General features: G+C 38.0%; 12 protein-coding genes. 2 read left to right on the forward strand and 10 right to left on the reverse strand.

The features are described 5' to 3' along the window. Positions 1–208: 208 nt before the first annotated feature. The 5 genes from JNUCC51_RS07590 to JNUCC51_RS07610 all read right to left on the reverse strand — a co-directional run bounded on the left by JNUCC51_RS07590 (position 209) and on the right by JNUCC51_RS07610 (position 9,957). Positions 209–1,294, reverse strand: a complete 1,086-nt coding sequence (locus JNUCC51_RS07590) for an SDR family oxidoreductase (RefSeq protein WP_337991484.1) — start codon at positions 1,292–1,294, stop codon at positions 209–211. 138 nt (positions 1,295–1,432) lie between these two features. Then, positions 1,433–4,477 (reverse strand): efflux RND transporter permease subunit, encoded by a 3,045-nt coding sequence (locus tag JNUCC51_RS07595; protein ID WP_337991485.1) that lies wholly within the window; start codon positions 4,475–4,477, stop codon positions 1,433–1,435. Positions 4,478–4,911: 434 nt separating this feature from the next. Next, positions 4,912–6,489, reverse strand: a complete 1,578-nt coding sequence (locus tag JNUCC51_RS07600; protein ID WP_337991486.1) for a peptide chain release factor 3 — start codon at positions 6,487–6,489, stop codon at positions 4,912–4,914. A 306-nt stretch (positions 6,490–6,795) separates the two neighbouring features. Then, positions 6,796–8,262 (reverse strand): UDP-N-acetylmuramoyl-L-alanyl-D-glutamate--2,6-diaminopimelate ligase, encoded by a 1,467-nt coding sequence (locus JNUCC51_RS07605; RefSeq protein WP_337991487.1) that lies wholly within the window; start codon positions 8,260–8,262, stop codon positions 6,796–6,798. A 306-nt stretch (positions 8,263–8,568) separates the two neighbouring features. Further along, complete coding sequence (locus JNUCC51_RS07610) at positions 8,569–9,957, reverse strand: aldehyde dehydrogenase (RefSeq protein WP_337991488.1); 1,389 nt, start codon at positions 9,955–9,957, stop codon at positions 8,569–8,571. A gap of 190 nt (positions 9,958–10,147) precedes the next feature. Here JNUCC51_RS07610 and JNUCC51_RS07615 point away from each other — a divergent pair, with 190 nt between their 5' ends. Together JNUCC51_RS07615 and JNUCC51_RS07620 are read left to right on the forward strand one after the other, a co-directional pair. After that, positions 10,148–10,303, forward strand: a complete 156-nt coding sequence (locus JNUCC51_RS07615) for a hypothetical protein (RefSeq protein WP_337991489.1) — start codon at positions 10,148–10,150, stop codon at positions 10,301–10,303. A gap of 32 nt (positions 10,304–10,335) precedes the next feature. Then, positions 10,336–10,749 carry a hypothetical protein gene (locus JNUCC51_RS07620; RefSeq protein ID WP_337991490.1) on the forward strand — a complete coding sequence of 138 codons (414 nt, stop codon included), beginning with the start codon at positions 10,336–10,338 and terminating at the stop codon, positions 10,747–10,749. 47 nt (positions 10,750–10,796) lie between these two features. Here JNUCC51_RS07620 and ssuE read toward each other — a convergent pair whose 3' ends face one another. The 5 genes from ssuE to JNUCC51_RS07645 all read right to left on the reverse strand — a co-directional run bounded on the left by ssuE (position 10,797) and on the right by JNUCC51_RS07645 (position 18,110). Then, positions 10,797–11,330: an NADPH-dependent FMN reductase gene (ssuE, locus tag JNUCC51_RS07625; RefSeq protein ID WP_337991491.1), complete on the reverse strand. Its 534-nt coding sequence runs from the start codon at positions 11,328–11,330 to the stop codon at positions 10,797–10,799. Between the two features lie 34 nt (positions 11,331–11,364). Then, positions 11,365–12,324 (reverse strand): ATP-grasp domain-containing protein, encoded by a 960-nt coding sequence (locus JNUCC51_RS07630; RefSeq protein WP_337991492.1) that lies wholly within the window; start codon positions 12,322–12,324, stop codon positions 11,365–11,367. Positions 12,325–12,335: 11 nt separating this feature from the next. Then, positions 12,336–13,382, reverse strand: a complete 1,047-nt coding sequence (locus tag JNUCC51_RS07635; RefSeq protein WP_337991493.1) for an LLM class flavin-dependent oxidoreductase — start codon at positions 13,380–13,382, stop codon at positions 12,336–12,338. A gap of 507 nt (positions 13,383–13,889) precedes the next feature. After that, the gene (gene lpdA, locus JNUCC51_RS07640) at positions 13,890–15,227 is read right to left on the reverse strand and encodes a dihydrolipoyl dehydrogenase (RefSeq protein ID WP_337991494.1); all 1,338 of its coding nucleotides are present in this window, start codon (positions 15,225–15,227) and stop codon (positions 13,890–13,892) included. 801 nt (positions 15,228–16,028) lie between these two features. Further along, positions 16,029–18,110, reverse strand: coding sequence for a catalase (locus JNUCC51_RS07645; RefSeq protein WP_337991495.1), 2,082 nt, complete (start codon positions 18,108–18,110; stop codon positions 16,029–16,031). Positions 18,111–18,197 lie beyond the last annotated feature (87 nt).

Here is an 18,197-nt window from a genome sequence, read left to right on the forward strand (position 1 = left end):
CGTCTTGACGAATGTGAATCCAGATACTTCGCTCGTACCTGTTAGCTACTCCCCTTTGACAAAACGTCGAAGGTTTTTTCTTCTAAAAACTTATTATAGCACTATCATATACGAGTGGCAAAATTATCTACTCCACTTTTAACCTACAATATCTCTGTGTTTTGAATAATGACATCTTGTTTATTAGCTCGTACCACTAATTGAAGCATCACTTTATTTGAATTTGATAGCGTTTATCTTCTTTATTAGCTAAATAAAAATCAATCATTCTAGGCATAGTCTGTATAAAATCAGGGCATGCAATACTACCTTTTTTCAAAATAGAAACTGCTTCGGATGTATCGAACTTAGCATTCCAAGTTAAGTAGTCTAAAGATTCTTGCTCAACACCTAGATATTTTCGAATAAGTAGCACTTGTAAAGATATTCTTGCTAGTATTAATGGAAATCGCCCCTTAGGATAATGGTTAGTTAATAATTTTACCATCGTACGATACACTTCCTGCACAGGATGCGGATTCGGATCAGTTAGATGCAAGGTTTTCCCTTCAGCACTTTTTTCATCAACGAGATAAGTCGAGGCGTTTATAATATAATCCACTGGCACCACATTTATTGATGATGTTGATCGGCCAATATAGGGGATAAAAGGGAGGTATTTTAATTTATCCACCATATTTAAAAAGAAATACGGCCCATCAAATTTAATAGTTTCCCCTGTCTCTGAATGTCCCCGTACTATGCCAGGTCGAATAATTGTAAGTGGTATTTCTGATTTCAAATCCTCTACTCGATGCTCAGCTTCATATTTTGTTTCCTCATAATAGTTTTTAAATGCATGCGGACGAATAAGTTCATTTTCTCGCAAAACACCTTCACGTGTTCCTGCTACATATGCTGTACTAAAATACATATAGCGTCTTAAGTTCGGAAGTGTTCGAACAAAATCATTGACCATAGTCGTACCATGCACATTTACCTTCCATGCTATATCACGTGGTACTGCTAAATCATAAATTGCAGCTAAATGCCAGAGCACCTCAATTTGAGGTACAATTTCCTGTATAACTTGATTTTCTAAACCGAGATTCGGTAATGTAATATCTCCCTCTACAATATGAATAGAACAGTTAGGAAACTCCGCTACAATATTTTCTCTTTCTAAATTTGCTTTTACTAATTCACCTGCTAATACAATAGCGATGACTTCCTGTGATTGATTTTTTCGAAATAACTCTCGTATTAATTGGCTTGAAATAAAACCCGGAAAACCTGTAAAAAAATGAACCCCCATCTCTCATCCCCCCTGAACTTACCGCATCTTCCTAGTTTCTTTAACCAATCAATTATGCCTTGGCATAATTGCGTCCGGAATCGGCTTTGTGCTTGCACAAAGAACTCCTTTCCGATTCCGTGACATCCGCCGGAGGCTTTAACTTCTATCAGTAGAAGTTAAGCTGTAAATAATCGGTACAATATATAATGTCAGCAAAGTTGATGTCACAAGTCCCCCGATTACTACAATTCCCATCGGTTGATTCATCTCTGTTCCTTCACCAATACCAAGAGCAAGTGGAAGCAATCCTAAGATTGTTGTTAGTGCGGTCATTAAAATTGGTCGAAGTCGATCTTGTGTAGCAAGTAAAATCGCATCATACGTCGCCATTCCCTTAGCTTTTTGTTGATTAATGTAATCTACAAGTACAATCCCGTTATTCACAACAATTCCAACTAACACTAAGACCCCAATAACAGATGTCACACCAATTAGCGTGTTCGTAGCAAACATTGCAATTGCAACGCCAATAATCATTAATGGTACTGTGAACATGATAACGAATGGATACTTGAATGATTCAAATTGTGCAGCCATTACGATATATACAAGCACTATTGCTAATGCAACGGCTAAAAGCATATCATTAATCGCACTATCATAAAGTTCACGATCTCCACTAAAGACAACTTGAGTTTCAGATGGTAAATCTGCTTTTTCCAATGCTTTGTCCACTTTTGCTGAAATGCCCCCTAGCGATTCCTTCGTTTCATACTCGACAAAAAATGCAACCGCCGCCGCCTGATCAGAACGTCGTATCGATACTGGCCCTTCCTGTACAGAAACAGTCGCAATGTCCTCTAGCTTTACAAACAGACCAGCAGGTGAACGAAGCTGCATCGATTTTAATGACTCGATACTATCATTAAATACTTGACCAAAGCCTGTATAAACAGGCAATACAGCGCCATCCTCTGCCATTATTTGCGTAGTGAGCTGACCCTTCGTCATTTGATTGACCGTTTGAGCAATTTGAGCAGGTACAAATCCGTAGTCCTTCGCCTTTTCTCGGTCTACTTCTACTTGAACTTCTTTAACAGTGATATCTAAATCCGTAGATACCTTTGTGATGACCTGTTCTTTTGATAGCTCCTGCTGCACTTTATCAACAGAGCTATGAAGTCTTTGCTCATCAGAGTCCGTTAATCTAAACGTTAATGTATTTGGTGACGAACCAGTTGTCGTTGAGACATTGAAGTTAATTTCAACTTCCTCTCCTAGCTCTTTATGCAAATCTCGCTCAACCTCTTCTACAAATTCAAAAATCGAACGATTCCTATCTGCTAAAGGAACAAGCTTTACATATAGCTCTGCTTGGTTTGCACTTGTTTGTCCTCGCGCTTGTGCCTGCTGTGTACCACCGATTAAGCTTACGTATACGTCAACATCCTTCTCTTGTTTTAAACGTTTTTCAATTTTCGCAACAACTTTTTCTGTTTCTGACACTGCTACCCCTTTTTCAAGATTTACACTAACGGATGCAAATCCTTCATCGGTTGGCGGTAAAAACTCTGTACCCATTTTCATAAGCCCTAACAAAGAAAGTCCAAAACAGACAACCGCTAAGATTAGTACAAGCATACGATGACGCAATACCCAAATAATCGATGTTTTGTAGATCTTGTAAAGGGATGACTCATTACGCTTTTCGTAAATATTCGTTGATTTTATTTTTAAAAGACGGCTTGCAAGCATAGGAACAACTGTTAACGCAACGACTAAAGAAGCGATTAAGCTAAAGGAAATAGTTAATGCAAACTCTGTGAAAATTTGTCCTATTAAACCTTCAATAAACATAACAGGAATGAATACTGCAATCGTTGTAAGAGTGGAAGCAGTAATCGCAAGTGCCACTTCCTTTGTCCCTTCCTTAGCTGCTACTATCGGGTCCTTACCAAGTCCTAAATGTCTTTCAATGTTTTCAATAACAACGATAGCATTATCAACAAGCATACCGATACCAAGTGCTAACGCCCCTAATGTCATAATATTGAGCGAGAAATTAGCAAAAAACATTAAAACAAATGTAACAATAACTGAATATGGAATCGCAATACCAATGATAATAGGGCTTTTCACACTACGTAGAAAGACAAATAATATGAACATTGCGAATAATCCACCTAAAAGTAAAGAAGATCCGATATTACTAATCGCTAAATCCACATAGTTTCCTTGGTCCACTAGTACGTCTGCAACGATTCCTTGATATTGCTTCTTCGTCAATAATTCATTTAAAGCTTCTTTAAAAGCTTTTGATACCTCTGCCGTATTAGCACCCGATTCCTGTAATACAGACATTAATACCGCAGAATGCTCATTTGCTCGTGTTGTAGTTATGGATTTTTGCTCCATACGTTCAACAGTTGCAACTTCGCCTACTGTTAAAACTTTACCATCTAGCGGATTTACTGAAATGATTAAATCAGCAATGCTTTCTGGTGAACCTAAAGTGCTTAAAATACGTGTAGTTAGCATCTTCCCATCTGCTGTTAACACTGGTTCACCAGGAAGAGAAACATTGTTCGATTGAATAATTTGAATAATATCTGCTTGTGTTAGTCCTTTTTCAACTAACTTCGAGTCATCTAAAGTTATTTGAACTTCTTCTACCAGCTTACCGGAAATATTTACACTTGCGACACCTGCTGTTCGACGAAGTTCTTTTTCCAAGGCATCCGCCAGTAAACGCACATCTACATTGTCATTTTCCGCCCGTAGTGAAAGTTGTATTATAGGAAATTGTGATGGATCAAATTTTAAAAAGCTAGGTTTCTCAGCATCATTCGGTAAAGGGGTCATATCGATGCGTTGTAAAATATCGAGCTGAGCATCTTCAATATTGGTTGACCAATCAAACTCGAGAATAATTAAATTGGATCCTTCTTGAGAGGTAGACTGTAGTTTTTTTATCCCTGGTAAGGTGGCGAGTGTTGTTTCTAAGGGCTTTGTTATTTTCTCATTAACCTCTGTTGGACTTGCACCAGGATAATTGGTAACAACGATGCCTATTGGTGGACGTAATTCTGGTATAAGCGTAATAGGTATTTTTAATAATGAAACGCCACCTAATATAATGACAAGTAGCATCGTAACTATAGTAAAGACGGGCCTTTTAATAGAAAAATTACTAATGTTCATTTTTGCAAGCTCCTTTTCTATCTCTTCCTTTCTATGATACCCGAAAAGGAGAATATTTTATAAATTTGGTCATTATCATAACGTGTGGTTGATTTCCGTTCCGACTGGGCGCTTTGCCGCTGACGCTTCGCTTTCGCGCAGAGCAGAGCTTCCTGGGGGCGTCCGATGAGCCGCTTCGCTTCGCTCCAGGGTCTCATCTGTGACGCTAATCCCCAAGGAGTCGCCCAGTCTCCACTCCAATCAACTTATACACATAGTATACGTTTTAACAAATGCAACCCCATTTTATAGTAATGACCTTATAAATTTATACATTCTTCCCTGGAGACTTTTCATTCAGACTTATATTTCCTAATACTGTATATATTCTACATATGGCTCCAATTTTCCTTGTAAAAAAACACGAATCGCAACATGTCGATTCGTGTTTTTTATTATAAAAGGCTATACAATTTAATGTTTTCGTTTTTATCAGCAAACCAGCGCATAGCAAACTCATTTTCAAATAGGAAAACAAGATTATCAAAACGATCTTTTACAAGCATTGAACGACCTGAAGACATCGATTCTTTAACATCTTCTTCGTTTTCAATCCATCTTGCAATTTTCGAACCAATTGGCTCCATCTTCACTTCAACATTATATTCGTTTTTCATACGATGCTCAAAAACTTCAAATTGTAATTGACCAACTGCTCCAAGAATAACTTCTTCTGTATGCAATGTTTTATAATATTGAATAGCGCCTTCTTGCACTAATTGTAAAATCCCTTTATGGAATTGTTTAGATTTCATAACATTTTTCGCAGTTACACGAACAAATAACTCTGGCGTGAACTGTGGCAATTTTTCAAATTGGAATGTCTTTTTACCACCAACAACAGTGTCACCAATCTGATAAGTACCTGTGTCGTATAAGCCGATAATATCACCAGCAACTGCCTCATCTACTGTTTCACGATCATCCGCTAAGAATTGTGTAGATTGTGTCACTTTGAATGATTTACCTGTACGAGATAATGTCATGTTCATGCCACGTTCAAATTTACCCGATACGATACGCACAAAGGCAATACGGTCACGGTGAGCAGGATTCATGTTTGCTTGAATTTTGAAAATGAAGCCAGAAAACTCTTCATGCTCAACTGGATCAATAAATTGTTCATCCTCAGTAATTCGAGGCTGTGGTGTCGGTGCAAATTGTAAATATGTTTCAAGGAATGTTTGTACACCAAAATTCGTTAAGGCAGAACCAAAGAAAACAGGCGTTAATTCACCACGTCGAATTTTTTCTTCAGAATACTCATTACCCGCTTCATCAAGCAACATTATGTCGTCCATTGCTTGTGAATAATATGAAGTCACCTTCATCGGATGCTCGACTGCAAGTTCCCCATTTTCATCAATTGGTAAGAAACGTTCATCTTCTTCAGTACGGAATTGCTCGATACGTTTATTATAACGATCATAAATACCTAGAAACTCTTTACCCATACCGATAGGCCAGTTCATTGGGTAAGCGTTAATGCCAAGTACCTCCTCAAGCTCTTCAATTAGCTCAAGTGGCTCCTTCCCTTGGCGATCTAGTTTGTTGATAAAAGTAAAAATCGGAATACCACGCATTTTACAAACTTTGAATAGCTTTAAAGTTTGTGCTTCGATACCTTTGGCAGCATCTACAACCATGACAGCACTATCCACCGCCATTAATGTACGATACGTATCCTCCGAGAAATCTTGGTGACCCGGAGTATCTAAAATATTGACACGTGAACCGTTATAATCGAATTGCATAACTGAAGAAGTTACAGAAATCCCACGTTGCTTTTCAATTTCCATCCAGTCAGATGTTGCAAACTTACCTGATTTCTTTCCTTTTACCGTACCGGCATCACGAATCGCACCACCAAATAGTAAAAGCTTTTCTGTAATCGTCGTTTTACCAGCATCAGGGTGACTGATAATGGCAAAAGTTCGACGCGATAATATATCTTTTTCTAAATTTAAATTCATCTCGTCATTCTCCTTTTTTCATACTTAATAATAATAAAAGAAGACTTGCCTCTCTTACAACCTTTTTACATGAATTCCCCAAAAAAGAGGTTTTGATCTTAGCGAGGCATAATGTATAGCTTCCTCAAAAATCTCGATAGCTGCACTCGATTGTAAACATCGTGACATTCACCAAAAGTACCCAAAAAGAAAACCCTTTAGTACTAACTAAAAGGGTTCTCTAAGTATGGTGAACTTGCCGCATTATTGCATGCATTGCGTTCACACTATCAAGTACGCTCTAATATCCTCTTTGGAGATCATATATTATACAAATTTTAAGTGGCCAGCTTCTATTGCAATATCTGCATCACTATGCGGATATTTAGTATTCTCAATAATTTGATAATCTTCATGGCCTTTACCAGCAAAAATAATCATATCCCCTGGTTCAGCAACCTCAATCGCATGACGCACCGCCTCAGCACGGTCACCTATACATGCATACTTTTCATGAAGCATCCCTTTGGCAAGATCGCCTGTAATACTATCGTAGTCTTCATAGCGAGGATCATCTGTCGTTAAAATAACGTAATCAGCAGCTGAAGCCTTTTCTGCCATTGCTGGACGTTTCGATTTATCACGATTGCCTCCTGTACCAACTAAGAAAATAAGCTTACCTTTTTTATATGGTTGAGCTGAAGAAATCGCCTTTTCGATGGCATCAGGTGTATGTGCATAATCAATAAAAATCTGCACAGGTAAATCTGAGCAAACTTTCTCCATACGTCCCTTTACAGGTGGTAATTGCTCAATTTGCTCAATGATTGTTTCCATTGAATAACCACGGCCATAAAAAGCAACCATAGCTGCAAGTACATTGTATATATTAAACTCCCCGAGCAAATGCATTTTCACATGGTATATTCCCTCTGGCATTTCAACGTCAAAAGATGTCATGAAATCATGATACTCACAGTTAATAGCCCGAAAATCAGCAGTTTCATTTTTTAAACCATATGTCCATACTGGGAATGGTGTCATCGCTGCATAACGCTCTGACCAAGCATCATCAGCATTTAACACTACAAATTTATTCTTTTCTAAGTCTTGTCCAAGTTGGGAGAATAATAAGCCCTTTGCATGTCCGTATTCTTCCATCGTACCATGGAAATCAAGATGATCATGCGAAAGATTTGTGAAAATTGCTACATCATAATCTACACCAGCTAGACGTCCAAGTGCTAAACCGTGTGAAGATACCTCCATAGTCATTAATCGACAGCCTTCCATTTTTGCACGGAAGATCATTTGTTGAGTCGATAATGCATCGCTCGTAGTATTTGCAGATTCATATAAAATACCATTTAAATTAAAGCCGATTGTGCCTGATAGTGCAGATTTCTCGCCCATACCATGCATAATATTTTGGATAATACCTGTTACTGATGTTTTTCCATTTGTCCCTGTTACGCCAATCATTGCCATATCTTTCGACGGATAGTCAAAAAACTTTGCAGCTAACAAGCCAACTGCACGATCCGTATCTTTCACAATGACCTGTGCAATATTTTCACCTAACGGTAATTTTCGTTCTGTTACAACAATTGTTGCGCCACCTTCAACAGCTTTCTGTGCATAGTCATGACCGTCTACTGTATAACCTTTTATACAAACAAACATACTATTTGGTTGCACACTTCGTGAATCAATTACAATATCACTTACTTGGTCAGGTAGCACTCCAATTATTTTTTTCAAAGGTAATGCATTCAACAATTCCTCTGCATACATTTCATAGTCCTCCAATCAATCTCTACATTCATTCCATCATTTATTGTTTATTCGACAAGAAATGACAAAAAGAATTCCCCCACATTCTATTGAATTTATTTTACTACTTATTCGCTCATAAATAAAATGCCTCTTAAGACGTTTTTTTTAATGAAAACGCTAACATTTTAATATATTTTTAATCTTTCAATGAAATTTGGCTCATCAATCAACATTTATCGACAACCTAAATCCATGTATGGTGAAAATATACTTAGGAGAACTGGTAAAAAAGTGAGGTGTCAGATCCCTGACACCTCACTTTAACTATTTCATAATAGTTCTTACAAGCTTAACCTTTTGTTTGTATGGGGGAAAGAGAACATTCGTCTCTAACTTCGATGATTTTTTTAAGATAGATTTGGGATGAGTAAAGTTTTCAAAGCTTGCCTTCCCGTGGTATGCTTTTACCCCAGATGGTCCGACACCGCCAAATGGCAAATGTAAATTTCCTACATGTGTAATCGTATCATTTATACAGCCTCCACCAAATGGTAATTCCTCTAAAAAGTACTGAGTAGCTTTTTCATGCTCTGAGAAAAAATAAGCCGCTAAAGGCTTTGGTAATTGACGAATCTGGTGAATGGCTAGCGGTAAATCATCGTACATCATCACAGGTAAAATCGGACCAAATAGTTCATCCTGCATCGAAGGACTTGACCATTTCACATATCCAATAACTGTAGGCTCAATATACAATTCATCACGATCTGTTCTACCACCAAATGTAATTGCATCACGTTCTTCTACGATAATTTGCTGTAAGCGATCAAATTGTCTTAAATTCACAATACGGCCGTAGTCAGGGCTTTTTAATGCATTTTTACCATAGAAGGAACGGATTGTTGCTTTCAATATTTTCATAAATCGGTCATAAACATCTTTATGGACAAGGACATAATCGGGTGCCACACAAGTTTGACCAGTATTTGTGAATTTACCCCAAGCGATTCTTTTCGCTGCTACTTCTAAATTGGCTGTTTGATCAACAATTGCAGGACTTTTCCCACCAAGTTCTAGAGCAATTGGTGTTAAGCGTTCCGCCGCTGCCTTTGCAACAACTTTTCCGACTGCCACACTCCCTGTAAAAAATATATAGTCAAAGGATGCATTAATAAGTGCCGTCACTTCTTCTTTTTCTCCCTCTACAACCCGAACGTAGGAAGGATTAAACGTTTCTTCAATTATTTTTTTTACGATTGCTGCTGTATGCACAGATGTTTCTGATGGTTTTACAATAGCCGTATTACCACCAACAATTGCACCAATTAAAGGCTCCATTACAAGTTGGAATGGATAATTGAATGGACCAATAATTAATGTTACTCCATATGGCTCTCTTACAATAAAGCTTTTTCCCATCTGGTATTGAATCGGTGTTTTTACAGCTTCAGGTTTCACCCATTCTTCAACATGCTTTACCATATATGAAATACTATCTAAAACAATGCCAACTTCTGTTGCGTATGCCTCAAACTCACTCTTTCGTAAATCTAAATATAGAGCATTCAAAATTTCTTTTTCATATTTTAAAATCGTTTTCTTCAGTTTTATTAATTGCTCTTTTCGAAATTTTGTACTCTTCGTCGCACGTGAAAAATAAAATTGACGCTGTTCTGTAATCATATTTTCTACATCTTGTGGCGTAAAATTCATAATAAAAGCACCCCTTTTTTTTTAATGGCATACATAGTTTTTTCATTTCGAAACAAACTATCTTTGTCTATACGATACAACATTGACAACCAAAATTCCTCTTTCTTGAATGGATGGAATGTGTAGATGATTTTGTGATTTCCAGAAATTCACAACTACATATCGAAAATTGAAACGGGGGCGTAGATAAATGACAACAACAACAGGAACTTGGTGGGAATCTATTTTTTCTGGACCATTGGCACACGGTATTTGTGAAGAAAAATTATTGCTATTGCAAGACGAGGCTTTCTTATATCTCTCTACAACACCGGATGAGACAAAAGAAGAACCTGAAGTTAATTAAAAATAGCGCGTTATAGGAGGTTATTTCCTATAATGCGCTATTTTTTGAACTTCATGGCTCAGCGACAATGTTTTATCTGTGCGAAAGCGAAGCGTCAGCGACAAATGTTTTATCTGCGCGAAAGCGAAGCGTCAGCGACAAATGTTTTATCTGCGCGAAAGCGAAGCGTCAGCGACAAATGTTTTATCTGCGCGAAAGCGAAGCGTCAGCGACAAATGTTTTATCTGCGCGAAAGCGAAGCGTCAGCGACAAATGTTTTATCTGCGCGAAAGCGAAGCGTCAGCGACAAATGTTTTATCTGCGCGAAAGCGAAGCGTCAGCGACAAATGTTTTATCTGCGCGAAAGCGAAGCGTCAGCGACAAATGTTTTATCTGCGCGAAAGCGAAGCGTCAGCGACAAATGTTTTATCTGCGCGAAAGCGAAGCGTCAGCGACAAAGCACCTAGTCGGAGCGGAAATCAACCACACGTTATGGAACGTAGTTCTAGATTTTTCAGTTTACTACCACAATCTGTTGCAATTGTTTTAATTCACCTTCAAGACGATTAATAGCTTCTTCCTCAATAGCAAAGCTTCCATCTTCTAATCGAATAATTTGTTTATCAACTATATATACAGAATGTGCAATAGTTGTAGCTCCTAATACAGCTAAAACTGGTTTTAATGCATATTCTAATGCGAGTAAATGTCCAATAGAGCCACCTACTGCAATTGGTAGGATGATCTTTCCAAGCAATGCTTTTTGCGGTAGCAAATCTAAATAAGTTTTCAATATTCCTGTATACGAAGCTTTATAAATGGGTGTCAAAAGTACGATAATATCGGCTTCCTCAACTTGTTTATTTTCTGAAATGATGTCCTCGCTTGCAAAATTAGCCGTAATTAGGTCCTCAGCTGGCAGTTCATGTACATAATTTGTGTGTACCACTATACCCTGTGCTTTTAAGTAGTTTTCCACCTTTTCATGAATCGCCGTCACGCGTGAATTTCTCGAATTACTGCCATTAATAATAACTGCTTTTGTCATATTAGCCACTCCTTATTAATAAAGATAAATGTTCTTACACCAAATGCAATGTCTTTTCATATTGACGTAATGTAGCACCTAAGTAATTAGCAACAGCTAACATGCCATATTTCCCTACTGCTTTTTCGGCTTCTGCATTATAGTTTGTATTGGTATTCACGTCATATGTAAAAATATTACCTTCTTTATCGATAATCGACTCAATCCCTGCGACACTTACCTTATTTTGCGCTAAAAATTCTTCATAACGCTCAATAAGCTCCTCTGAAAAACTGTCTAAAATTTGAAATTTTGAGTTATTAGTTGCTGTTTCACCTACTGGGCAAAATTTATCTTCTATTTGACAGCTATCAGCAGGACAGAGTTCAAAGCCCTCAGACGTATCAACTCGCACTGCATATAAAAATTTGCCCCCTACAAATTCACATCGTGTTATATATGAATCAGGTGATTTTATATATTGTTGCACAAGCGTAATACCATCTATAGGTGACTCAAAAGTATCACTATTTGCATATGCTCCTAGTGCTTCAACTGAATTAAATAGTTGTACGCCAAGCCCTTTTCCTGCTCGATTATGCTTCGTAATAAACGATGTTGTACCAATTGTTCTTGCTGCTTCTATTAGCTGCGATTTACCAACTGTCGCTATCGTTTTAGGTGTTTGAATACCTACAGCTTCTAGTGCAAAATATTGATTGACCTTACTTACTTCTAATCGTAAGGCACGGCTGCCATTAATAACAAGACGGCCATGATACTCTAGCCATGCGAGCACTGCCTCTGTAAGCTCTGGTGCAAATACATGCCCTCGTGTATGTGATGAAGCACTCATACGACTATAAAAAATTCCTTGTGGCGGTTCTTTTGATAAGTCAATCAATCCCTCTGCCAAATGCCAAACCTCATATGGTAGGTTTTGTTCCTCTAAACGTTTTGTTAAATGAATTGTCCATTCATCATTTTCATGAATAATATAAATTTTCGCAGTCATGTAGTCGCTCCTTACCGTATGATGGCTGATTTTATTTTTACTAAAGGCATAACCTCTCTTGCAAAACGTTCCATTTCCTCTAGATGCGGGGAGAATTGAAGAAGTAAGAGATTTACGCCAACCGCTTCATAAGCTAAAATACGCTCTGCTACTTGTTGAGGTGTACCGACTAAATTTGGTCGTAGCCCTCTGTTTGAAACTGAATAATCCTGTAGTGTAATTTGTTGTTCTAGCTTTGATTTACTAGTGAAGTCATTAAAGCCTACATACCCTGCTGTATCCTGTACATTGGTAATTCGGGCTAGTTCAGCAAGTGCTTCTTCTTCTGAATCACGCACAATGACATATGCAGCCATCCCAAAAGTTTCGAATGGGCCTTTTCCAATTGCTTCTCGACGGGCGAGCATATCCTTGATTTTAGCCCCGACTTCCTCTACTGTTCCTCCATGCATCACATAAGCGTCACATGACTTTGCAATTGTCTCTTTACCGCGCTCACTTTCTCCACCTGCGTATAATGTTGGGTATGGTTTTCTGAATGGCTTTGGAGACAAATATGCATTTTCTATTTCGTAATATTTCCCATGATAGCTGAACGTTTCTTCTGTCCATAAACCTTTTAAAATATCAATGAATTCCTCCGTGCGATCATAACGCTCTCCATGCTCTGTAAAATAACCACCATATTGCTTTGCTTCCTCTTCCCACCAAGCTGAAACTACATTTAACGTAAAACGACCATTAGAGATTTGATCGATGTTTGCAGCTACCTTTGCCATCACCGCCGGATTATGATAGCCAGGTCGAACTGCAGCCAATATTTCTATCTTTTCAGTAACTGCCGCTAAAGCTGCTGCGGTTGACCAAGCCTCAAGTGCGTCAGCATCAATGCCTTTAATATCATTTAAATATAGCTCTGCGATAAGCGTCGCATCAAAGCCAAGTTTTTCTCCTGTTTGAATAACCTGTTTTACATAATCAAATGTTGCAGGCATATTTTCATTTTCTACGTTACGTAACCATCCTCCAAAAATCGGTAGCCAAAATCCTAGTTTCATATTCCATCCTCCTCAAAGCTCAATAGAAATTCACAATATAAATATAAAAAAGGCTTCTATATTTACGGTCGAAGGATATCCGTTACGTAAAATAGAAGCCTCTAGATGTCTAGTCAACTTAACTTTAAATACCAAGTATTCTTATAAACTTAATTTAACATAATAACATACAAAGTCAATAGGTTTTTTATTTAGATCCATCAAAGGTAAATATGAGTGTTTGAAGCCCATATAAATACTTATTTTTAATCAGTAATATTCGAGGGGTATCTAGGTGAACAAAGCGTTTAGCAACTTGTTCATAAGTTCCGCATACAAAAAAGAACAAGAATATCAACGGGCTAAACGCCATGCTGAACCTTCACCCTCTGTTGGTGAGTAGTGAAATGAGAAAAACCCGCTTCAAAGAAGGCTAAGAAGTTAATTTCGATCCCTATTTAAATTAAAAAACTACATTCCATTAGCGAGAAGGATGCCTTCCGCTGAAGAATGTAGTTTCTGAGACCATTAATGGTGAATGGCTTTGTTAAAAATTGCTTTTGCAGCATCTCCAATATGCTCTGACACTGTAGGATGTGGGAAAATCATATTTGCAAGAGTGTGGGCAGTGCCACCAGCATTTTTAGTAGCTAAAATAGCATTCAGCATTTCTGTTGCCCCATCAGCAACAACACAAGCTCCTAAAATACGTCCTTCTTTTTCCGTCGCAATAAGCTTTATAAAGCCCACTGTATTTCCTTCCATCAATGCCTTAGGGTTTGTATGTAAAGACATTTGAGTCACCGTATAAGGTTCATCAATCTGCTCTTCCAGCAAACCAAAAGTTGCAATTTCAGGATGTGTATAAACACAGCGAGGAATCGATGTTTGATCAATTAGTGCCGGCTTATTCCCCAAAATATACTCCACAACATTAATTCCCTCTGCACTCGCTGAATGAGCTAGTTGGTAGCCACCAACTAAGTCACCTATAGCATAAATATGTGGATGACTTGTTTCAAGATGCTCATTGACGGCAATCAATCGACCATCGAAGGCTAGATCAAGCTGCTGAGCTATTTCTGTATTTGGGCGTCGACCCGTTGCAAACAAAAGATTTTCATATGTATAAATGCCTTTAGAAGTGTGAATTTCATTGCCACTAAAATGCTCAAATTGGAAATCTGTCACAAGTTCAATCCCAAGCTTTTTCATCTTTTCACGAATAAGTGGTCGTGCATCTGGCTCTTCTGTCTGTAAAATATCTTCACTATGATTCAGCATCGTCACCTTTGTTCCAAGTGGTGCTAAACTAAATGCCATCTCTACTGCAATAACGCCTCCGCCTATAATGGTTAACTGATTTGGCAGCTCTTTCATATCAAAAAAGGTATCCGTTGTATAATAAGAAGACGTCTCTATACCTTTAAAAGGTGGCACAAATGGTTTACTTCCGGTTGCTAAAATAATATCTGTTGCCGTAAAAATCTCACTGCCAACTGTTACAGTTAAATCATTAGATACTGCCGCTTCTCCTCGATAAAAGGTGATTTGATTGCTTAAAATATAGCCCTCAATATTCTTTAAAAGCTCATCAATAATAGTATCCTTACGTTTCATCAATCGTGGAAAATTCACATTTACTGCAGGAGTTTCAATGCCCCAGTCATTACCACGTTGTATTTCTTGAATGAGCTTACTATGCTCCAACAAAATTTTCGAAGGAATACAGCCGACATTATAGCAGGCCCCTCCTACTTTATCGCGCTCTACTAAAGCGACCTTCTTGCCACTTTTGGCTGCATGAATGGCTGCTACATAGCCCCCAGGACCTGCACCAATAATTGCAATATCAAATCTTTTCACGGAAAATCACCTCATTTATCACCATAGCATTTACAAAATTTGAATGCAATGTCATAAATGTTGCAGGAAATTCAGTAACACATATTGTCTGACCTAGCGTCAAATACGATAAAGGAGGATGTTTACCTAAAAAATTATTACAGCTACTCTCTATGCTATTCCTAGTTGCCCGCCTGTCAGGAAAAATAAGCATTAAAGCTTTTACGCAATAGGAAGACTTTCTTTATGAACTCTCTATTTCAAAACCCACCTTCACAGAAGGAGAATCCATAAAGATAAAAACTAAACTCACATATGTAGGGCAAGCTCAAAACATAACTATTTACTATGGAGGCTCCCCATTTTTATTTATTTTGCAGGAAACGACACGAAATTTTGAAATACCTAGTGTAATGGATACTCCACTATTTACACGTATTCTTGAACAAAATGTGCCCTACGAAGAGGTTACACGAGCGGAGACGTGTACGACGAATTTTCAGAACCTAAACTCGTTGAATTTATGAAACATACAATGAAATGTCATTTTCCAAAATGACATTATATCGTAAAAGGGAGCACTGACTTTTACACAAAAGCCCCAAATAAACAAAAAACCGAGTACAAAGCATCAGCAACAATTGAATTTAAGATTCAATAGGCAAAAAAATACTCAAATTATTCTTAATAGAACAATGAGAGTATTTATAATTATACGTATTCCCATCACGGTATTCCCTCTGCTTCCGCGAGTATTCGCCCTACTTTCGCGGGTGTTCCTCGCTAAGCAGATATTCTGCTCCTCGCGGATACAACGTAAAGTTAATAAATATTCCGTTCCCAGAAGCGTTGTTGCGCTATGGCATTGACAAATTTTTTAGCGAAATCTTTGTCGCCAGTTGCCAACACAATTCCTGGCCCTACATTGGCATTAGACATATTAAAAAATGTCGTTCCTGATGTTGCTATACCAATCGGTTTGTAATGTCTATACGCTTCATTGATATAATTTACAATATATGAATTAAACTTTGCCTGATTTTTTGCTCTTACGCCTACAACATATAACGAGTCAAATAGTACCGCATCGGTAGTAATAAATGTGTCACTTGCTGTTAATTGTACACCATCATTACTAGTAACAACCCCTAATCTGTCGGAAATAATACTGTATCGAACACCCTGTCTTGTTAAGTATTTCAGTATTTCTCCAACTTCATTTGCGTCAAATCCATCACCTATTAGCACGCCTACTTTAAGTGTTTGTGGCATTTTTATAGTATTAGCTTGACTAAGTGCAGGTGATGATAACGTGACATTTATTTGCTCACCTTTTGGACGATTAACGCCAACATTATCGGCGACAGTCGTTGCCATTGCTTTATCAACACGGACAAACATATCTACAACCTGTTGGCGAACGGACTTACTTTTCACCTTCCCTACTTCAAAACTAAAGGCATCAATAATATGCTGCTTTTCAGGGAGTGACATACTATTCCAAAACAGCCTTGCCTGAGAAAAATGATCATCAAACGATTTACTACGTGCTCGTGTGATGCGTCCTTCAACCTTTTCTTCATAATGGACAAAGCCACCTTCCTTTGCCGTTGATGTTGATGGTGTATTATTGGCCAAGGAATTTTTATGATAGCTCACTTTTCCTACATTAATAGTTTGACGACTAAAGCCATTGCGTTGATTGTTATGAAATGGACAGATGGGTCGGTTAATCGGTATTTCAGAAAAGTTTGGTCCCCCTAGACGTATTAGCTGTGTATCTAAATATGAAAATAGCCGCCCCTGCAAAAGTGGATCATTTGTAAAATCTATGCCTGGTACAACATTGCCAGGGTGGAAGGCGACTTGCTCTGTTTCAGCAAAAACATTATCCACATTACGATTCAAGGTCATTTTCCCAATCTTTTTAACTGGCACTAACTCTTCAGGCCACAGCTTTGTTGCATCCAAAATATCAAAATTAAATTTAAATTCGTCTTCTGGCTCAAGCATTTGTACACCAAGCTCATACTCTGGATAATCACCTATCTCAATTGATTCCCATAAATCACGTCGCTGAAAATCTGGATCCTTTCCAGCAATAATTTGTGCTTCATCCCAAATGAGTGAATGAACCCCCAAAACAGGCTTCCAATGAAACTTTACAAACCTCGATTTTCCTTTATCATTGACGAAACGAAAAGCATGAACACCGAAGCCTTCCATCATTCGAAAACTTCTAGGTATTGCACGATCAGACATATGCCACATAATCATATGCGCAATTTCCTGATTGTTCGCTACAAAATCCCAAAACGTATCGTGAGCTGAGGCTGCTTGTGGCATTTCATTGTGAGGTTCAGGCTTTACCGCGTGAATTAAATCAGGAAACTTAATGGCATCCTGAATAAAAAAAACAGGTATATTATTACCAACTAAATCATAATTACCTTCATCCGTGTAAAATTTCGTCGCAAAGCCACGAACATCACGTGCAGTATCCATCGAACCTAAACTTCCAACTACAGTTGAAAATCTGACAAATACAGGTGTTTTCTTATTAGGATCCTGTAAAAAGCTTGCTTTAGTATATTCCCTCATCGATTCATACAATTCAAATTCTCCATGTGCTGCAAAGCCTCGCGCATGTACAACACGCTCAGGAATCCGTTCATGATCAAAATGCGTTATTTTCTCTCGAAAGTGAAAATCCTCCATAATAGTTGGCCCACGAACTCCAGCCTTCAACGAATTTTCATCATTCGAAACTTTTAACCCCTGATTCGTCGTCATCTTTTTTCCTTCATTATCGACACGGAACGGCTCTAGCTGCTGATTCTTCGCATTCTCTTCTAAATTTTTGCGCTGATTCGACTTAGAGTTATCCACGCAATCCCCTTTCATTCCAATACTCATAATTCTCAATATATACTATATGTTTGTCTGGAATAAACATGCCTTAAGGTTTTGATACAGAAATGAGTTTTATCC

This window comes from Lysinibacillus sp. JNUCC 51, assembly GCF_015999525.1.
Taxonomy (GTDB): domain Bacteria; phylum Bacillota; class Bacilli; order Bacillales_A; family Planococcaceae; genus Lysinibacillus; species Lysinibacillus xylanilyticus.